Origin of the sequence: Pontivivens nitratireducens (assembly GCF_011290545.1) — a bacterium.
GTDB lineage: Bacteria > Pseudomonadota > Alphaproteobacteria > Rhodobacterales > Rhodobacteraceae > Pontivivens > Pontivivens nitratireducens.
This window is the reverse complement of sequence record NZ_CP049811.1, coordinates 2628235-2642662: the sequence shown is the minus strand read 5'-3', so window position 1 is coordinate 2642662 and position 14428 is coordinate 2628235. Positions and strand designations below refer to the sequence as shown.

14 protein-coding genes, 1 tRNA gene, 1 pseudogene and 1 other annotated feature are annotated in these 14428 nt (G+C 61.3%); of the genes and pseudogenes, 10 read left to right on the top strand and 6 right to left on the bottom strand.

Features of this window, described 5'->3' with window-relative positions; translation table 11 throughout:
- Positions 1-63 precede the first annotated feature (63 nt).
- The 8 genes from G8E03_RS12985 to G8E03_RS12950 all read left to right on the top strand — a co-directional run bounded on the left by G8E03_RS12985 (position 64) and on the right by G8E03_RS12950 (position 7143).
- Positions 64-888: an ABC transporter ATP-binding protein gene (locus tag G8E03_RS12985; RefSeq protein ID WP_166194236.1), complete on the top strand. Its 825-nt coding sequence runs from the start codon at positions 64-66 to the stop codon at positions 886-888.
- A gap of 189 nt (positions 889-1077) precedes the next feature.
- A complete protein-coding gene (locus G8E03_RS12980; protein ID WP_166192662.1) occupies positions 1078-2082 on the top strand; it encodes a branched-chain amino acid ABC transporter permease in 1005 nt (334 codons plus the stop codon).
- Between the two features lie 11 nt (positions 2083-2093).
- On the top strand, positions 2094-2321 hold the full coding sequence (locus G8E03_RS12975; protein WP_205793130.1) for a hypothetical protein: 228 nt from the start codon (positions 2094-2096) through the stop codon (positions 2319-2321).
- 1 nt (position 2322) lies between these two features.
- Complete coding sequence (locus tag G8E03_RS12970; RefSeq protein ID WP_166192656.1) at positions 2323-3399, top strand: branched-chain amino acid ABC transporter permease; 1077 nt, start codon at positions 2323-2325, stop codon at positions 3397-3399.
- 61 nt (positions 3400-3460) lie between these two features.
- Complete coding sequence (locus G8E03_RS12965; RefSeq protein WP_166192653.1) at positions 3461-4750, top strand: ABC transporter substrate-binding protein; 1290 nt, start codon at positions 3461-3463, stop codon at positions 4748-4750.
- Between the two features lie 56 nt (positions 4751-4806).
- A complete protein-coding gene (locus G8E03_RS12960; protein WP_166192650.1) occupies positions 4807-5625 on the top strand; it encodes an ABC transporter ATP-binding protein in 819 nt (272 codons plus the stop codon).
- Between the two features lie 60 nt (positions 5626-5685).
- Entirely contained in the window at positions 5686-5922 is a 237-nt protein-coding gene (locus G8E03_RS12955; protein WP_166192647.1) for a hypothetical protein, read from the top strand.
- A gap of 15 nt (positions 5923-5937) precedes the next feature.
- Entirely contained in the window at positions 5938-7143 is a 1206-nt protein-coding gene (locus G8E03_RS12950) for a phenylacetate--CoA ligase family protein (RefSeq protein WP_166192645.1), read from the top strand.
- A gap of 3 nt (positions 7144-7146) precedes the next feature.
- Here G8E03_RS12950 and G8E03_RS12945 read toward each other — a convergent pair whose 3' ends face one another.
- Genes G8E03_RS12945 through G8E03_RS12930 form a run of 4 tightly spaced genes read right to left on the bottom strand, consistent with a single transcriptional unit; the run spans position 7147 to position 10394 of the window.
- On the bottom strand, positions 7147-7776 hold the full coding sequence (locus tag G8E03_RS12945) for a thiamine phosphate synthase (protein WP_166192643.1): 630 nt from the start codon (positions 7774-7776) through the stop codon (positions 7147-7149).
- Positions 7777-7826: 50 nt separating this feature from the next.
- The gene (locus tag G8E03_RS12940; protein ID WP_166192641.1) at positions 7827-8273 is read right to left on the bottom strand and encodes a cupin domain-containing protein; all 447 of its coding nucleotides are present in this window, start codon (positions 8271-8273) and stop codon (positions 7827-7829) included.
- Entirely contained in the window at positions 8260-9594 is a 1335-nt protein-coding gene (locus G8E03_RS12935; RefSeq protein WP_166192639.1) for a lyase family protein, read from the bottom strand. Before G8E03_RS12935 ends, G8E03_RS12940 begins: the two co-directional genes overlap by 14 nt.
- Positions 9594-10394, bottom strand: a complete 801-nt coding sequence (locus G8E03_RS12930; RefSeq protein ID WP_166192637.1) for an alpha/beta fold hydrolase — start codon at positions 10392-10394, stop codon at positions 9594-9596. Before G8E03_RS12930 ends, G8E03_RS12935 begins: the two co-directional genes overlap by 1 nt.
- Before the next feature lie 100 nt (positions 10395-10494).
- Here G8E03_RS12930 and G8E03_RS12925 point away from each other — a divergent pair, with 100 nt between their 5' ends.
- Complete coding sequence (locus G8E03_RS12925; RefSeq protein WP_166192635.1) at positions 10495-11295, top strand: IclR family transcriptional regulator; 801 nt, start codon at positions 10495-10497, stop codon at positions 11293-11295.
- An 80-nt stretch (positions 11296-11375) separates the two neighbouring features.
- A tRNA-Asn gene (locus G8E03_RS12920) sits at positions 11376-11450 on the top strand.
- Between the two features lie 196 nt (positions 11451-11646).
- On the opposite strand, the gene G8E03_RS12915 is transcribed toward G8E03_RS12920, so the two are convergent.
- Together G8E03_RS12915 and G8E03_RS12910 are read right to left on the bottom strand one after the other, a co-directional pair.
- Positions 11647-12528: an SDR family NAD(P)-dependent oxidoreductase gene (locus tag G8E03_RS12915; protein WP_240910359.1), complete on the bottom strand. Its 882-nt coding sequence runs from the start codon at positions 12526-12528 to the stop codon at positions 11647-11649.
- 306 nt (positions 12529-12834) lie between these two features.
- Positions 12835-14089: pseudogene (locus G8E03_RS12910) on the bottom strand (IS3 family transposase).
- Positions 13654-13760, bottom strand: a sequence feature (AL1L pseudoknot). Its footprint overlaps the pseudogene before it by 107 nt.
- Positions 14090-14428: the final 339 nt, after the last annotated feature.

Sequence of the window (14428 nt, the reverse complement as noted above, 5' to 3'; positions counted from 1 at the left end):
TATCCCCGCCGGAGGCGCATGTCTCTGCCAGACGATCCCGTCCGAGGTTATGCGATGAACGATATGAGCCCACCCAACGACACGGACAGCTACACCACTCCCGATGGGCGCACGATCGGCCCGGTGATGCTGGAGGTCAAGAACATCACCCTGCGCTTTGGCGGCGTGGTGGCAATCAAGGATATCTCCTTCGACATCCGTGAGGGGGAGATTCGCGCGATCATCGGCCCGAACGGCGCGGGGAAATCCTCGATGCTCAACGTAATCAACGGCTTCTACCATCCGCAGGAGGGTGACATCTTGTTCCGCGGTGAGAAGCGCGGCCCGATGAAGCCGTTCCAGATCGCCCAGCAGGGCATCGCGCGGACATTTCAGAACATCGCGCTGTTCAAGGGGATGAGCACGCTCGACAACATCATGACGGGCCGTTTCACCCATATGAAGGCGCCGGTCTGGAAGCAGGCGATCTGGCGTGGTGAGGCTGAGCGCGAAGAAATCGAGAACCGCGCCTTCGTCGAGAGGATCATTGATTTTCTGGAAATTCAGGCAATCCGCAAGACGCCTGTGGGCAGGCTGCCCTACGGTCTGCAAAAGCGGGTCGAACTGGGCAGGGCTCTGGCGGCGGAGCCAAAGCTGTTGCTGCTGGATGAGCCGATGGCGGGCATGAATGTCGAGGAGAAGGAGGACATGTCCCGCTTCATCCTCGACGTGAACGACGAATTCGGCACGACCATCGCCTTGATCGAGCACGACATGGGCGTGGTCATGGATATTTCCGACCGGGTCGTGGTGCTGGATTACGGGCGCAAGATCGGAGACGGCACCCCGGCGGAGGTCATTGCCAACCCCGAGGTCATCGACGCCTATCTCGGTGTCGCCCATGACTGATTGTGTTGCACTGACGCCCCCTGCGCCATTCACAAATGGCGGTGTGCGGGCTCTCGCCGCAAGCATGCCGCATTATGCGCAGCAAACACCGGATCCGTACGGTCCCGATGACGATTGTTTCGCCACCGCACTCAACGCCAAGCACCTGCCTGCGGGCTGCTGGTCCAACACCGCTTTGGGAGAGAACTGATGCCGATCTGGCTGCTCAATACGCTGGAAGTCTCGATCAACGGGTTGATGACGGGGGTTTTGTATTCCCTCGTCGCGTTGGGCTTCGTGCTGATTTTCAAATCCTCGGGCGTGTTCAACTACGCCCAGGGCGTGATGGCGCTGTTCGCGGCGCAAACGCTGGTGGGGATTCAGACCGGGCAGGTGCCGTTCGCGCATCTGATCAACGCGATCACCGGGGGGCATATCGCACGGTTCGGGTTCGATGTGCCGTCGCTTCTGGCCATCTTGCTGACCACACTGGTCATGGTGGTCTTTGCGTGGGTGGTGGTGAAGGTCATCATGGTGCGCCTGGTCAATCAGGAGCCGATCATCCTGTTCATGGCGACCATCGGTCTGGCCTATTTCATGGAGGGTTTCGGCGACCTGATGTGGGGGGCGGAATTGAAGAACCTCGATGTGGGCCTGCCTTCGGGCGGATCGTTCTGGATCGAGGACGTGACCGCGCAATGGGCCGCCCAGGGTGAGGATTACTGGGGCATGTATGTCGATACGCTCGACATCTGGGCAACGGTGATCGCGGTGTTCCTGGTGGCCGGTCTGACCATCTTCGCCCAGTACACAAAGCCGGGCCGGGCGATGCGCGCGGTGGCGGATGACCATCAGGCGGCGCTGTCGGTGGGTATTTCGCTGAACCGGATCTGGATCATGGTCTGGTCCATCGCAGGCTTCGTTGCGCTGGTCGCGGGCATCATGTGGGGCACCAAGTCGGGCGTGCAATTCTCGCTCAGCCTTATCGCGCTCAAGGCCTTGCCGGTGCTGATGCTGGGCGGCTTCACATCCATCCCCGGCGCCATCGTCGGCGGTCTGATCATCGGAATGGGTGAGAAGCTGTTCGAGTTCCTGATCGGGGTGCCGTTCCTGGGCGGTGCGACGGAAAACTGGTTCGCCTATGTGCTGGCCCTCCTGTTCCTCGTCTTCCGGCCGCAGGGCCTGTTCGGCGACAAGATCATCGAGAGGGTGTGATGGCACGAACGATGTACAAGATCACAGTGATCGCTCTGGTGCTCTACACTTTTCTGGCCGCGATCTCGGTCATTGGCAGTGCGACCCAGCTGCTCAACTATGCGCATATCGGAGCGGGCCCTTTCCAGTTGATCGGGGCGATGGGATACCCCGTCGCTTGGTTCTTCCTGTCGTTGTCCATGATGTATTTCGTGCCGCTCCTGCTCAAGCGTTACGTTCCCGAAGTGAAGGAGGCCTGAGATGCTCTATCGTGAAGCAGGCGATTACAAGACGTCCTATAGCGACGATGCCCAGACCTTCCCGATCAAGCTGGATCGCTGGTGGTACTACGCGGTGACGTTCGTGGCGTTCTTCGTCGTGCCGTTCGTTTTGACGGATTACACTGTCAACGCGATCATGCTGCCGTTCCTGATCTTCTCGATCGCGGCGCTGGGGTTGAACATCCTGACCGGATATTGCGGTCAGCTCTCGCTGGGCACCGGCGGGTTCATGGCGGTGGGGGCCTATGCGACCTACAAGCTGATGACGGCGTTCCCGGATCTGAACATCTTCTTCATCGTGATCATCTCCGGTGTTATCACGGCTGCGGTCGGCGTGCTGTTCGGGCTGCCCTCACTGCGGATCAAGGGGTTCTATCTGGCCGTGGCAACGTTGGCGGCGCAGTTCTTCCTCGTATGGTTGTTCAACAAGGTGCCGTGGTTCTACAACTACTCCGCCTCGGGCCAGATCAACGCGCCGGAGCGGACGATCTTTGGCCAGGCGGTCACGGGTGCGAACGCGGAGCCTTGGGTGGCTTATCTGTTCTGCCTCGTCTTCGTGTTTGCGCTGGCCTGGTTGACGCGCAATCTGACACGGGGCCGGATCGGCCGGTCGTGGATGGCGATCCGCGACATGGACATCGCGGCGGAGATCATCGGCGTGAACCCGTTGCGCACCAAGTTGAGCGCATTCGCGGTCTCTTCCTTCTTCATCGGCATTTCGGGTGCGCTGTTCTTCTCCGTCTATCTGGGCGCGGCTGAGGTGGGTGAGGCCTTCGGCATCCAGAAATCCTTCCTCGTGCTGTTCATGGTCATTATCGGCGGACTGGGGTCGGTCTTCGGATCGTTCGCGGGCGCGGCGTTCATGGTGCTGCTGCCGGTGTTCCTGAAGCTGTTCTTCGTGGACATGCTGGGATGGCCGACGGATATCGCGGCGCATATCAACTTTCTGGTGTCGGGTGGTCTGATCGTGATGTTCCTGATCGTGGAGCCACACGGCCTCGCCGCGCTATGGCGCACCGTAAAGGAAAAACTGCGGCTGTGGCCGTTCCCTCACTAAACTTTCAATCTGCGACCCCGGGGGAAACCGGGGCGTGTCAATCAACCGGAGGAAATCAAGAATGAAGCTCAAGACTCTCGCACTCGCCGTCTGCACGACGGCAATCGTCGCCGGTCCGGCCGCCGCCGAATTGGTGTTCCCGACGCTGGACTACCGTACTGGCCCCTACGGCCCGGGTGGCATTCCCTTCGCGGACGGCTACGCCGATTACATGACGCTGCTGCAGGAGCGTGACGGCGGCATCGGAGGGGAGCCGATCCGCCTCGTGCCTTGCGAAACCGGCTACAACACCGAGCGTGGCGTGGAATGCTACGAATCCACCAAGGGAGAGGGCGCGCTGGTCTATCAGCCCCTGTCCACCGGCATCACCTACCAGCTGATCCCCAAGGCGACGGCGGACGATATTCCGATTCACTCGCTGGGCTATGGCCGGACATCCGCCGCAAACGGTGAGGTTTTCAGCCACGTGTTCAACTACCCCGCGAACTATTGGGACGCGGCGTCCGGGATCGTGAATTTTCTGCTGGAGGAGAACGACGGCGATCTGGAGGGCAAGAGCATCGCGCTGGTCTACCACGACAGTTCGTTCGGCACGGAGCCGATCCGCACCTTGCAGATGTTGAGCGAGAAGCACGGTTTCGAGCTGTCGCTCAAGGCTGTCAGCCCTCCCGGAAACGAGCAGCGGTCCACCTGGCTCGAAGTGCGCCGCGAGCGTCCCGACTTCGTCATCATGTGGGGCTGGGGTGTGCAGAACTCCGTCGCCATTCAGGAGGCGGTCAACATTCGCTACCCGATGAACAACTTCTATGGCGCCTGGTGGTCCGTGTCCGAGAATGACGTGATCCCGGCTGGGGCAGGGGCCGATGGCTATCGCGCTGTGATGTTCCACGGTGTCGGCAGCGATTACCCGGTCTATGACGACATTCAGGAATATGTTCTGGATGCGGGCCTCGCTGCGGGTGCGGGCGATCAGGTCGGTACGGTCCTGTACAACCGTGGTATGTACGCGGCGATGCTGGCGGCAGAGGCTGTGCGCACCGCCCAGGAAATCCATGGTGTGTCCGATATCGACGCGGTGATGATGCGCGACGGAATGGAAGCTCTGGTGATCGACGAGGCGAGGATGGAGGCGTTGGGTCTGCCGGGCTTCGGTCCGGAATTCTCCGTCTCCTGCGCGGATCATGGCGGGCCGGGCAGTTCCGCGATTGCGGAATGGGATGCGGATAGGCAATCCTGGACGATGATCTCGGACTTCGCGGAGCCCGACAAGGAACTGATCGACCGTCTGGTGTTGGAAGATTCGAATGCCTACGCGGCGGAGAACAACATCCCCGAGACGCGTTGCGAGTGATCTGAAACACCGCCCCCGGCGCAAGTCGCCGGGGGCATTCCATAGAGGGGAGCCCGATGCTGGACACTGCCAAAGCCGACGATACATTGCTCGAAGTGAACAACATCGAGGTGATCTACAACCACGTCATCCTGGTGTTGAAGGGTGTCAGCCTGAAGGTGCCCAAGGGCGGCATCACCGCGTTGTTGGGGGGCAACGGCGCGGGCAAGAGCACGACACTCAAGGCGATATCCGGGTTGCTCGCCTCCGAACGGGGCGAGATCACCAAGGGTTCGATCCAGTATCACGGGGAGAGCACGCAAAACCGCTCACCCAACGATCTGGTGCGTGGCGGTATCATCCAGGTGATGGAGGGGCGCCATTGCTTTGAGCACCTGACCATCGAGGAAAACCTGATGACCGGCGCCTATACCCGATCCGCCGCCGAGGCGAAGGCCGGGTTGGAGATGGTCTACACCTATTTTCCGCGACTGCGTGAGCGGCGCAAGTCGCAGGCCGGATATACCTCGGGCGGGGAACAGCAGATGTGCGCCATCGGGCGCGCGCTTATGTCAAAACCGGAAACCGTGCTGCTGGATGAGCCGTCGATGGGGCTTGCACCGCAATTGGTCGAGGAAATCTTCAGCATCGTGAAGAACCTGAACGAGCAAGAGGGCGTGTCCTTCCTGCTGGCTGAACAGAACACCAATGTTGCGCTGCGCTACGCGCATTACGGCTACATTCTGGAATCCGGACGGATCGTGATGGACGGTGACGCCGCCGATCTGCGTGAAAACCCCGACGTGAAGGAATTCTACCTCGGCGTTGGTGATGAGGGCCGCAAGAGCTTTCGCGATGTGCGTTCGTACCGGCGTCGCAAGCGTTGGTTGAACTGATGCTGGCAGTCGGCGCAGGGCGATCTAGCTTGTACCGATGAACTGTCATCGGAGGCTGATATGACCGTAACCGAAGAAACCGCGCAGGCCATCCACGCCCGCATCCTGGAACTGCTGGAAAGCGGACCCGTCCCGCAGGAGGAACTGGCATCTGCCGTGGCCGTCCTGCCGGATGAGCGTGAGCCCGTCGAGAATTGGGAACAGACGGTGGAACGTGTGGCCAAGAAGATGCTATCCAACGATGAGATCGTCCTGGACAAGAGCGACGACCCCACGACCTATAAATTACCCTCCTAACCTTACGGACCTCATATGACCCATTTCGATGCGCTTGAGACCAGAACCCCTGAGCAGCGGGAGGAGGATCAGAGCGCCGCGCTCGCCGCGCTGATCGACCACGCGGTCAGCTATGCCCCCGGTATGGCGGCACATCTGGGCCAGCCGGGCAGGGTGGACTCGCGTGAGGCGCTGGCGACCTTGCCCGTGCTGCGCAAATCCGATCTGGGACCTGCGCAAAAGGCCAACCCGCCCTTCGGAGGGTTCGCCGTCGGGCGTTTGCAACATGCGTTTCAATCGCCCGGACCGATCTACGAACCGGGGGGCACGGGCGATGACTGGTATCGGATGGGCAGGTTTGCACATGCGGCGGGCCTCAGCGGAGCCGATCTGGTGCAAAACTGCTTCTCCTATCATTTCACACCTGCCGGCATGATGTTCGAGAGCGGCGCGGCGGCTGTCGGCGCGCGGGTCTTTCCCGCCGGAACCGGACAGACGGAGCTTCAGGCCCAGGCGGCGGCGCATCTGGGGGTCACAGCCTATGCCGGTACGCCCGATTACCTCAAGGCCATTCTGGAAAAGGCGGACGAGCTTGGCCTGTCGTTGGCCATCACCCGTGCTGTCGTCGGTGGCGGCGCGCTGTTTCCGTCGCTGCGGGCTGAATATGCGGATCGTGGCATCGACTGCCTGCAATGCTATGCGACCGCCGATCTGGGCAACATCGCCTATGAAAGCCCGGCGATGGAGGGGATGATCGTCGATGAAGGCGTGATCGTGGAAATCGTGCGCCCCGGCACCGGCGATCCTGTGGCGGAGGGCGAGGTGGGCGAAGTCCTGGTTACCTCGCTGAACCGCGATTACCCTCTGGTGCGGTTCGCGACCGGCGATTTGAGCGCGATCCTGCCGGGGCAAAGCCCGTGTGGCAGAACGAATATGCGCATCAAGGGCTGGATGGGCCGCGCCGATCAGACCGCGAAGATCAAGGGCATGTTCGTCCGGCCAGAGCAGGTCGCAACTCTGGTCGCACGCCACCCCGAGATCGCCCGCGCCCGTGTTACCGCCACCCGCCAGGATGAGCGGGATCAGATGCTGGTTCAGGTCGAAGCGGATGATGTCAACGTAGAGGCAGTGTCGGGCAGCGTGCGCGACATCCTCAAACTGGGCGGAAAGGTCGAAGTCGTGGCGAAGGGAAGCCTGCCCAACGACGGCAAGGTCATCGACGATCAGCGCGACTATAGCTGAGGATCAGTCGCCGCGCGGCAGGCCCAGTGTCTGCATCGCGGCGACGGGGTCTTCCTCTGACCAGATTTCGCGCCCGACGGCGAAGAAATCGACCAGCGGGGTCAGCTTGGCGACCAGTTCCGGCGTCAGGCCGCCCTCGGCCACGACGGGAACCTCGACAACCTTTGACCACCAGTCGAACAGATCCAGATCGACGACGGACCCGTCACCCAGCAGGGGATCGGGGCTGGTGGGACCGAAGGTGACGTAATCCGCACCGCCCTCCCCGGCGTTCATGCCGACATGACGCGAACTGCCGCAGAATGCGCCGACAATGGCGTCCGCCCCCAAGTCGCGGCGCACATCGCGCACAGCCCGTGGATCGCTGAGATGCACCCCGTCCAGACCGTGCACGCCGACCATGCGGAAATGATCCGCGATCACCAGCGCCACGTCGCGCTGATGGCAGATGTCGCGCAACAGATCGGCGGCCTGTGCGATGTCGCCAGCCTCGGCCCCCGGCATGTCGAGGCGGACACAGCCGATCTCACGCGTATCCAGCACCCTTTGCAGGGTTTCGCTGAACGTCGCCAATTCGAATTTGGCCGGAGTGATCAGATAGATCTGGGGGTTTTCGACGATGGTATCGGCCATTGTGCGCTCCTGCATAGTTGGCAAACGTCTAGCGGTTCGTGGCGACGTCCTCAATCCCCTCGCGGCGTGCTCCCCCGACGTGTGGGGCGCCAGTCCGGTGGGGCCAGTTCGAACCCCGCGAACTGAAAGCCGGGGCTGACGGTGCAACCCACCAGCGTCCACGCGCCCAGCGAGGTGGCGGATTGCCACCATCCTGCCGGAACGATGCGCTGGGGTCTTTGGCCGGCGGTCAGTTCGGGGCCCAGGATCGCCGCCTCGGCATCGTGGCCATTCTCGCTCAACGACAGGACCAGCGGCGCGCCGGCATACCAGTGCCAGATCTCCGCAGCATCGACGCGGTGCCAGTGGGAAAACTGCTCCGCTGCCAGCAGGAAATAGATCGAGGTGCCACTGGCCCGCGCATCGCCTTTGGTCGGCGCGCGCCATGTTTCGCGGTACCAGCCGCCCTCGGGGTGCGGGGCGAGGTCCAGCATCGCGATAATCTCATTTGCGGTCATCATCGCCACCTTTCGCAGGGGCGCGGGCGAGGGCAACCGCACGGCCACATTGCGCCACCGGATCGAACAGCGCCTCCCAGTCGAGCACCACCGGGCTTTCCGCTTCGAGGATCGTGCGCAATGATCGGTCGGGACCGGCGCGTGTGCAAGCCTCCTTGACCAGCGCGGCGGCCTCGGGTCGTGGCATATGTTCGGCCAGGGCAAAGGTCACAGGTTCCGCGAACATCGTGCCGTGGGTGGCCTCGATCGTCGCGCGCATCGCATCCGCATCGGGCACGATCCCTTCGATCATCTGCTGCGTATGCCGCAGCGCGGCCCCCGTGGCGCAGAACAACTGCGGCAGGGAAAGCCATTCCTGCACCCACGCGGCCCCGTCGCGGTCGCTTTCGGTAAGCTGGGAATGCATCAGCGAGGACGACAGGGTCGCGACATGGCGCGCCAGGGCGACGATGGTTTCCGCCGCGACGGGGTTCGCCTTGTGCGGCATGGTCGAGGATCCACCGCCCGAGGAAACCCCGATCTGCGGCGGCTCGGCCTGTATCAGTTGCAGGACATCGGTCGCGATCTTGCCCATCGAGCCGCTGACCAGGGCCAGCCAACCGGCGAATTCCGCCAAGCCGTCGCGGGTCGCATTCCACGGATGGTGCGAGGCTGCCAAACCCAGCGCGGCGGCGACACGGGCCTCCACCTCAACGGCTTGCGGCCCGAGCGCGGCGGAGGTCCCGGACGCGCCTGCCAGACTGACGACCTCCACCCGGGGTCGCAATTGCGACAGCCGTTGCAGGTGGCGGGGCAGGGGGGCGTGCCATGTCGCGACCCGCGCGCCGAATGTCGTCGGCGTCGCGATCTGATGCCGGGTGCGCGCGGCCATCACGACATGCGCGTGCTGGTTCGCCTGCGCTCCGAGCGTTTCGGCCAGCACCTCGATCCGCTGTTGCAGGATATCGGCGGCACGCCGCAGACGGATCACCAGCCCCGTATCGACAAGGTCCTGCGAGGAGGCACCATGATGCGCCCACTGCGCGTGCTCGGGGGCCTTCATCTCCGCCCGGAAGGCGGCAACGAGGGCAGGGCCCGCGACACCGGCGGCAGCCAGCCCCTTGGCCAACGCGGAGGGGTCGAGTTGAACCTCCCGCGCGCTGCGAGAGATGAACAGCGCGCTTTCCAGCGGAATGATGCCCAACTCACCCTGCGCATCGGCCAATGCCCCCTCAAACAGCAACATTGCGCGGATTTCCGCGGCATCGCTGAACAGCACGGCAAGTTCCGTATCCGAGATCAATTCACGATAAAGCGGGCTGTCGAAAGGGGTGAAACTCATCAGGAGGGGTCCTTGCTGTCGAAATCGGGTAGAAGATGCCCGGTGCGGTCCAGAAATCCGTTGATCGCATCCGCCGTCGCCTCAGGCGCGTCATACGCCGTGATATGACCGCAGCGCGGCAACAACTCCAGCGAGGCACCGGGAATGCCGTCGATCATTTCACGCATCAGATCCGGCGGCGTGATGCGATCGTTACGCCCGACCAAGCCTAAAGTAGGCAAGCGCAGCGCATCGGTCGAGCGGCGCAGATCGGTGTGGGCCACCGCCTCGCACATCCGCCGCAAGGTGTCCGGCCGGATCGAGGCCGCGATTTCGCACAGATGCGGGTCAGGTGCGCGATAAGTCGCGGCGTCCAGCAACTGCCGGACGCGCGCCGTGTCGGGCAGGTCGCTCAGAACCTGCGCCCGATGCAGCCATCTGTCCTCCGTCTCCAGCTTGGCCCCGGTTCCGATCAGAACCAGTGCGCGCACGGTCTGGGGCACCTCGGCGGCCAGGGCCTGCGCAATCATGCCGCCAGTTCCCGAGCCGACAACGACCGCATCGCGTATATTCAGCGAAAACAGAGTGTTCGCGAGGTCATAGACCACATCGCGCATCGACCACTGGCCGTCCGGGGCGGGGCTGTGCCCGTATCCACGTAAATCGGGTATGACGCATCGCACCTGCGAGGGCAGACGTTTTGCCACATCACCCCAGACGCGCCGATCCAGACGGAAATCATGTATCAGGACCACAGTGGGGGCGTTGTCACTGTGCAGATCCTCGACATGCAGGCTGGGGCTGTCTGGCAAATGGATCATCTTCCAAAACCTCGGGTCAAATGGCGAAACAATGCTCCTGAGCAGTTCAAACTGCCGTGTTCCCCCTCGTCAGTCGAAATGCCCGAACTACGTACCTCGCATGAGCAGCAACAGCAACGAGACGGTTCCGAACGAACGCGCCGGTCAGGTGCGGGCGGTTATACGCGCGATGACCTTGCTGCGAGAGATCGCGGCCTCCGATAGCGGTCTGACGCTGACAGAGGTGGCGGAGCGCGCGAATCTGCCGCCCTCGACCACGCATAGATTGCTGACCACGATGGAGAGCGAGCGTTTCGTCAGATACGACATGAACGCGGGCATCTGGCAGATCGGGGTTACCGCCTTCGTCACCGGGTCTGCCTTCGTTCGAACCCGCAATCTGTTGCACGTGGCCAAGCCGTTCCTGCGGCGTCTGGTTGAGACGACAGGCGAGACAGCCAACATTTTCGTGGAAAGCGGCGGGCAGGTGGTCTGTCTGGATCAGGTCGAAAGCAGACATGCGATGCGCGCGATCACCCAAGTCGGCGGCCGGTTGCCCATGCACGCATCGGGTTCCGGCAAGGCCCTGTTGTCAATGATGCCGAAGGACCGCCGCGAACGCGCCCTGTCATCCGACGACCTGATCAAGTTGACGAACGCCACGATCACCGACCGGAGCCTGCTGAACACCGCCTTGAACGCAGCTCAAGCAGCCGGATACGCCACGGACGATGGGGAACATGCCGAAGGATTGCGCTGTGCAGCGTCGGTCATTTTCGGTGAGACAGGCGACCCGATCGCCGCAATTTCCGTCTCCGGCCCCCAGTCGCGGTTGGGCGGGGAGAGGATGGCGGAACTCGGTCACGAAGTCCGGAAGATCGCGCTGGAAGTCACGCAGGAATATGGCGGACGCGCCCCGTAATTTTTTTGCCGGAATTGCGCTAGATTGCGCTTGCCGCCCCCCCATGCCTTTGCTACACCCCGCCAAGTCGAAAGACGTGGTCCGGCGTAGCTCAGCGGTAGAGCAGTTGACTGTTAATCAATTGGTCGTAGGTTCGATCCCTACCGCCGGAGCCAAATATCTTTGATTTTATTGAAGGATTTGGCGTGACCCTAATTATACTTACGACCTTCTGTACAAATGACACTGCTTGTTCGGGGCTTTCGGGCTCGCCAGCTTTCGATTGACGCCCTCATTGACAGTATTCGTTAGTATCGCCCTGACAATGAAGTCGGCGTGTTAGCCCACGCGCCCGAAGATTTTGGTATCAGATCAGGTGGTCATGCCCCCATCGACAACATATTGGGCACCTGTGATAAAGCTCGATTCGTCGGAGGCTAGGAATAGTACAAGCTTCGCAACATCGTCGGGTTCGCCATAGCGGCCGAGCGGAACCCGCTTTTCATACTCCGCCTTTGCAGCCGCGGCATCCTCGGGTTTCGAGCCCTTTTCGATAGAGCGCATCATGCGCGTGTTCACAGGTGCGGGATGCACCGAATTCACGCGAATATTCTGACCAGCACCCTCGGCGGACCCGTTACGTGTGAGGCCGACCACCGCATGTTTGGACGTGACATAGGGCGTCAGGCCCGGACCGGCAGATAGGCCCGCTACCGATGACGTATTGATGATGCTTCCGCCGCTTTCGCTCATAGCCTTCATAACATGTTTTAGGCCCAGAAATATGCCCCGCACATTTACAGCCATGACCTTGTCAAAATCCTCTACCTTCTGTTCGATCAACGGTGCGACGGTTCCTTCGATGCCGGCGTTGTTGAAGAAAACGTCAATACCGCCCAACTTGTCCTTGGCCTCTTGAACGTATCGCTCCACATCCGCTTCGTTCGACACGTCGGCGGCGATGACCACGACCTTGCCGTGTTCTTCAAGCGTTTTAGCAACGTCATTCAGTGCATCCTGATCCAGATCAACCAGCGCAACCTCCGCACCTTCCTTGAGGAATAGCTTGGCGGTTTCCGCTCCGATGCCACCTGCACCCCCGGTTATGACCACTCTTTTGTTATCCAGGCGTCCCATGTCCGACCTCCGTTTCCTAAGATGAATCATTAAAATAACGAACCGCACCTTGCCGTAGTTCCATGCCCAGACCGCGTTGGTAAAAACGTGATCGGCAAACGGAATCGAAGCGTTCAAGATGGAACAGACATGTCGATATGGGGGTAAAAACTATTCAGAAAATTTCAAGGATTTGCGTGTTTTCTAGCCTCCTCCCTAAACACCAAAACAGCCGAATTGCGAGGCGAGTCATCTCCCCTCCACCACGAAGTTCAAAGCGTTATATTCGCTGTGCACAGTCCGTCAGTTCTAGTTCGGGGCGATGGTCGGATGTACCGCGGGCGTTGCGGGAGCCATAATGAACCGCCGCCGGCGTTGCGTGGAGTGATCTGTCATATGTCGAACTGAACCGCGCCGGGTTTGCCGGAGGCTGAATTGTTTAAGCTACGCGGCCATGTCTGATGTTTCCGGAGCTGCGTAGAAGTTTGCCTCGGCCTCTGCTGGCGGGATGTTACCGATGGGTTCCAGCAGGCGGCGGTTGTTGAACCAATCGACCCATTCGAGTGTGGCATATTCCACGGCGCCGAAGCTGCGCCATGGCCCACGGCGATGAATGACCTCAGCCTTGAACAGACCGTTGATCGTCTCGGTCAAAGCATTGTCGTAGCTATCACCGACGCTGCCGACCGACGGTTCAATGCCCGCCTCGGCGAGGCGTTCGCTGTATTTGTCGACAGATATTGCGACCCGCGATCCGAGTGATGCACCAGCCCAGAGCCTGGCTGTCGCTGATGAACGGCCTGTTCGAGAGCATCGAGCACGAACCCGGCATGTGCGGCCCGGCTCACCCGCCAACCGACGATGCGGCGGGCGAAGGCAGCGATGACAAACGCAACGTAGACGAAGCCCTGCCACGTCGCCACATAGGTGAAGTCGCTGACCCAGAGCATGCCCAGGCACCCGGAACTGGCGGTTCACCTTGTCCAGCGGGCATGGCAGGGCCTTGTCGGGTATTGTCGTCCTGGCGTTCTTCCCGCGAATGATGCCTTCGATGCCGAAGTCCTTCATCAGCCGTGCCACCATGCATCTGGCGACATCAAAGCCTTCCCGGCGCATCTGGTGTCAGACTTTGCTCACGTCGTGGACCTTGTAGTTCTGCTCCCAGACGCGGTCGATCTTGGGTCGCAGCGTCTTGTCGCGTTTAGCCTGATCCGACAACAGGTCCGGGTTCGCCCGCTTGGCCATGTGATCGTAGAACGTGGATGGGGCAATCGGCAGGTGCTTGCAGATCGGCTCGACCCCGATATCCCTATTCTCTTCGATAAAGGCGATCATGTCCTGGACCGGCGGTCGAGCTGCGTCCCGTTGCCCGGAAGGGCCTTGCGGAGCAAGGTCCCGAGAGGGGGGCAAAATATGCAGACGCCTTTCGCAGGATCTCATTGGCCTGCTTCAGCTCGCGGTTCTTGCGTTCCAGCACGCTCGCCATTGTCCTCGGAGCAATGGCGGACAAAGGCTCGCTCTTCTCGGCCACCTCGGCCTTCTTGACCCATTCGTTCAGCCTCTGCGGCGCACAGCCGATCTTCGACGAAATCGACAGGATCGCCGACCAGCGGCTCTCATGCTGTCCTTGATTGTCCAGAACCAGGCGAACGGCGCGCTCGCGCACTTGGGGGGAATACTCGTTCGTTGTCTTGCTCATGATGCTCCATCCTACTCAGGGGGTGGAGCCTCCGGCAAACCCGGCGCGGTTCATCTCAAAGCCTTTGAGGACATCGGAGCGTTTGACAATTTCGATGGCCCAGTTCGATGGCCCAGCCGCCGCGTCCCTTCAGTGCGTTGCGGAGTTTCGGTCCGGCATAACCCTCATCTGCGAAGGCATGCAGGCTCTGAGGGTCAGTTTCTAGATTTTCCTCCCTGTGGCACCAATGAAATTTAGCAACTGTCGCACAATGCGCGACTTTTACCTTGTTTCGGGGGCGGATCGAACCTACCTTCCTCTAGTGTAACTGCGCGCGCACTTCAGCAGCAGGAACAGACA

What these genes read in the sequence shown, in the direction of transcription:
- G8E03_RS12985 (WP_166194236.1), top strand. Translation starts at nt 64, where the DNA reads ATGAGCCCACCCAACGACACGGACAGCTACACCACTCCCGATGGGCGC.
- G8E03_RS12980 (WP_166192662.1), top strand. Translation starts at nt 1,078, where the DNA reads ATGCCGATCTGGCTGCTCAATACGCTGGAAGTCTCGATCAACGGGTTG.
- G8E03_RS12975 (WP_205793130.1), top strand. Translation starts at nt 2,094, where the DNA reads ATGTACAAGATCACAGTGATCGCTCTGGTGCTCTACACTTTTCTGGCC.
- G8E03_RS12970 (WP_166192656.1), top strand. Translation starts at nt 2,323, where the DNA reads ATGCTCTATCGTGAAGCAGGCGATTACAAGACGTCCTATAGCGACGAT.
- G8E03_RS12965 (WP_166192653.1), top strand. Translation starts at nt 3,461, where the DNA reads ATGAAGCTCAAGACTCTCGCACTCGCCGTCTGCACGACGGCAATCGTC.
- G8E03_RS12960 (WP_166192650.1), top strand. Translation starts at nt 4,807, where the DNA reads ATGCTGGACACTGCCAAAGCCGACGATACATTGCTCGAAGTGAACAAC.
- G8E03_RS12955 (WP_166192647.1), top strand. Translation starts at nt 5,686, where the DNA reads ATGACCGTAACCGAAGAAACCGCGCAGGCCATCCACGCCCGCATCCTG.
- G8E03_RS12950 (WP_166192645.1), top strand. Translation starts at nt 5,938, where the DNA reads ATGACCCATTTCGATGCGCTTGAGACCAGAACCCCTGAGCAGCGGGAG.
- G8E03_RS12945 (WP_166192643.1), bottom strand. Translation starts at nt 7,776, where the DNA reads ATGGCCGATACCATCGTCGAAAACCCCCAGATCTATCTGATCACTCCG.
- G8E03_RS12940 (WP_166192641.1), bottom strand. Translation starts at nt 8,273, where the DNA reads ATGACCGCAAATGAGATTATCGCGATGCTGGACCTCGCCCCGCACCCC.
- G8E03_RS12935 (WP_166192639.1), bottom strand. Translation starts at nt 9,594, where the DNA reads ATGAGTTTCACCCCTTTCGACAGCCCGCTTTATCGTGAATTGATCTCG.
- G8E03_RS12930 (WP_166192637.1), bottom strand. Translation starts at nt 10,394, where the DNA reads ATGATCCATTTGCCAGACAGCCCCAGCCTGCATGTCGAGGATCTGCAC.
- G8E03_RS12925 (WP_166192635.1), top strand. Translation starts at nt 10,495, where the DNA reads ATGAGCAGCAACAGCAACGAGACGGTTCCGAACGAACGCGCCGGTCAG.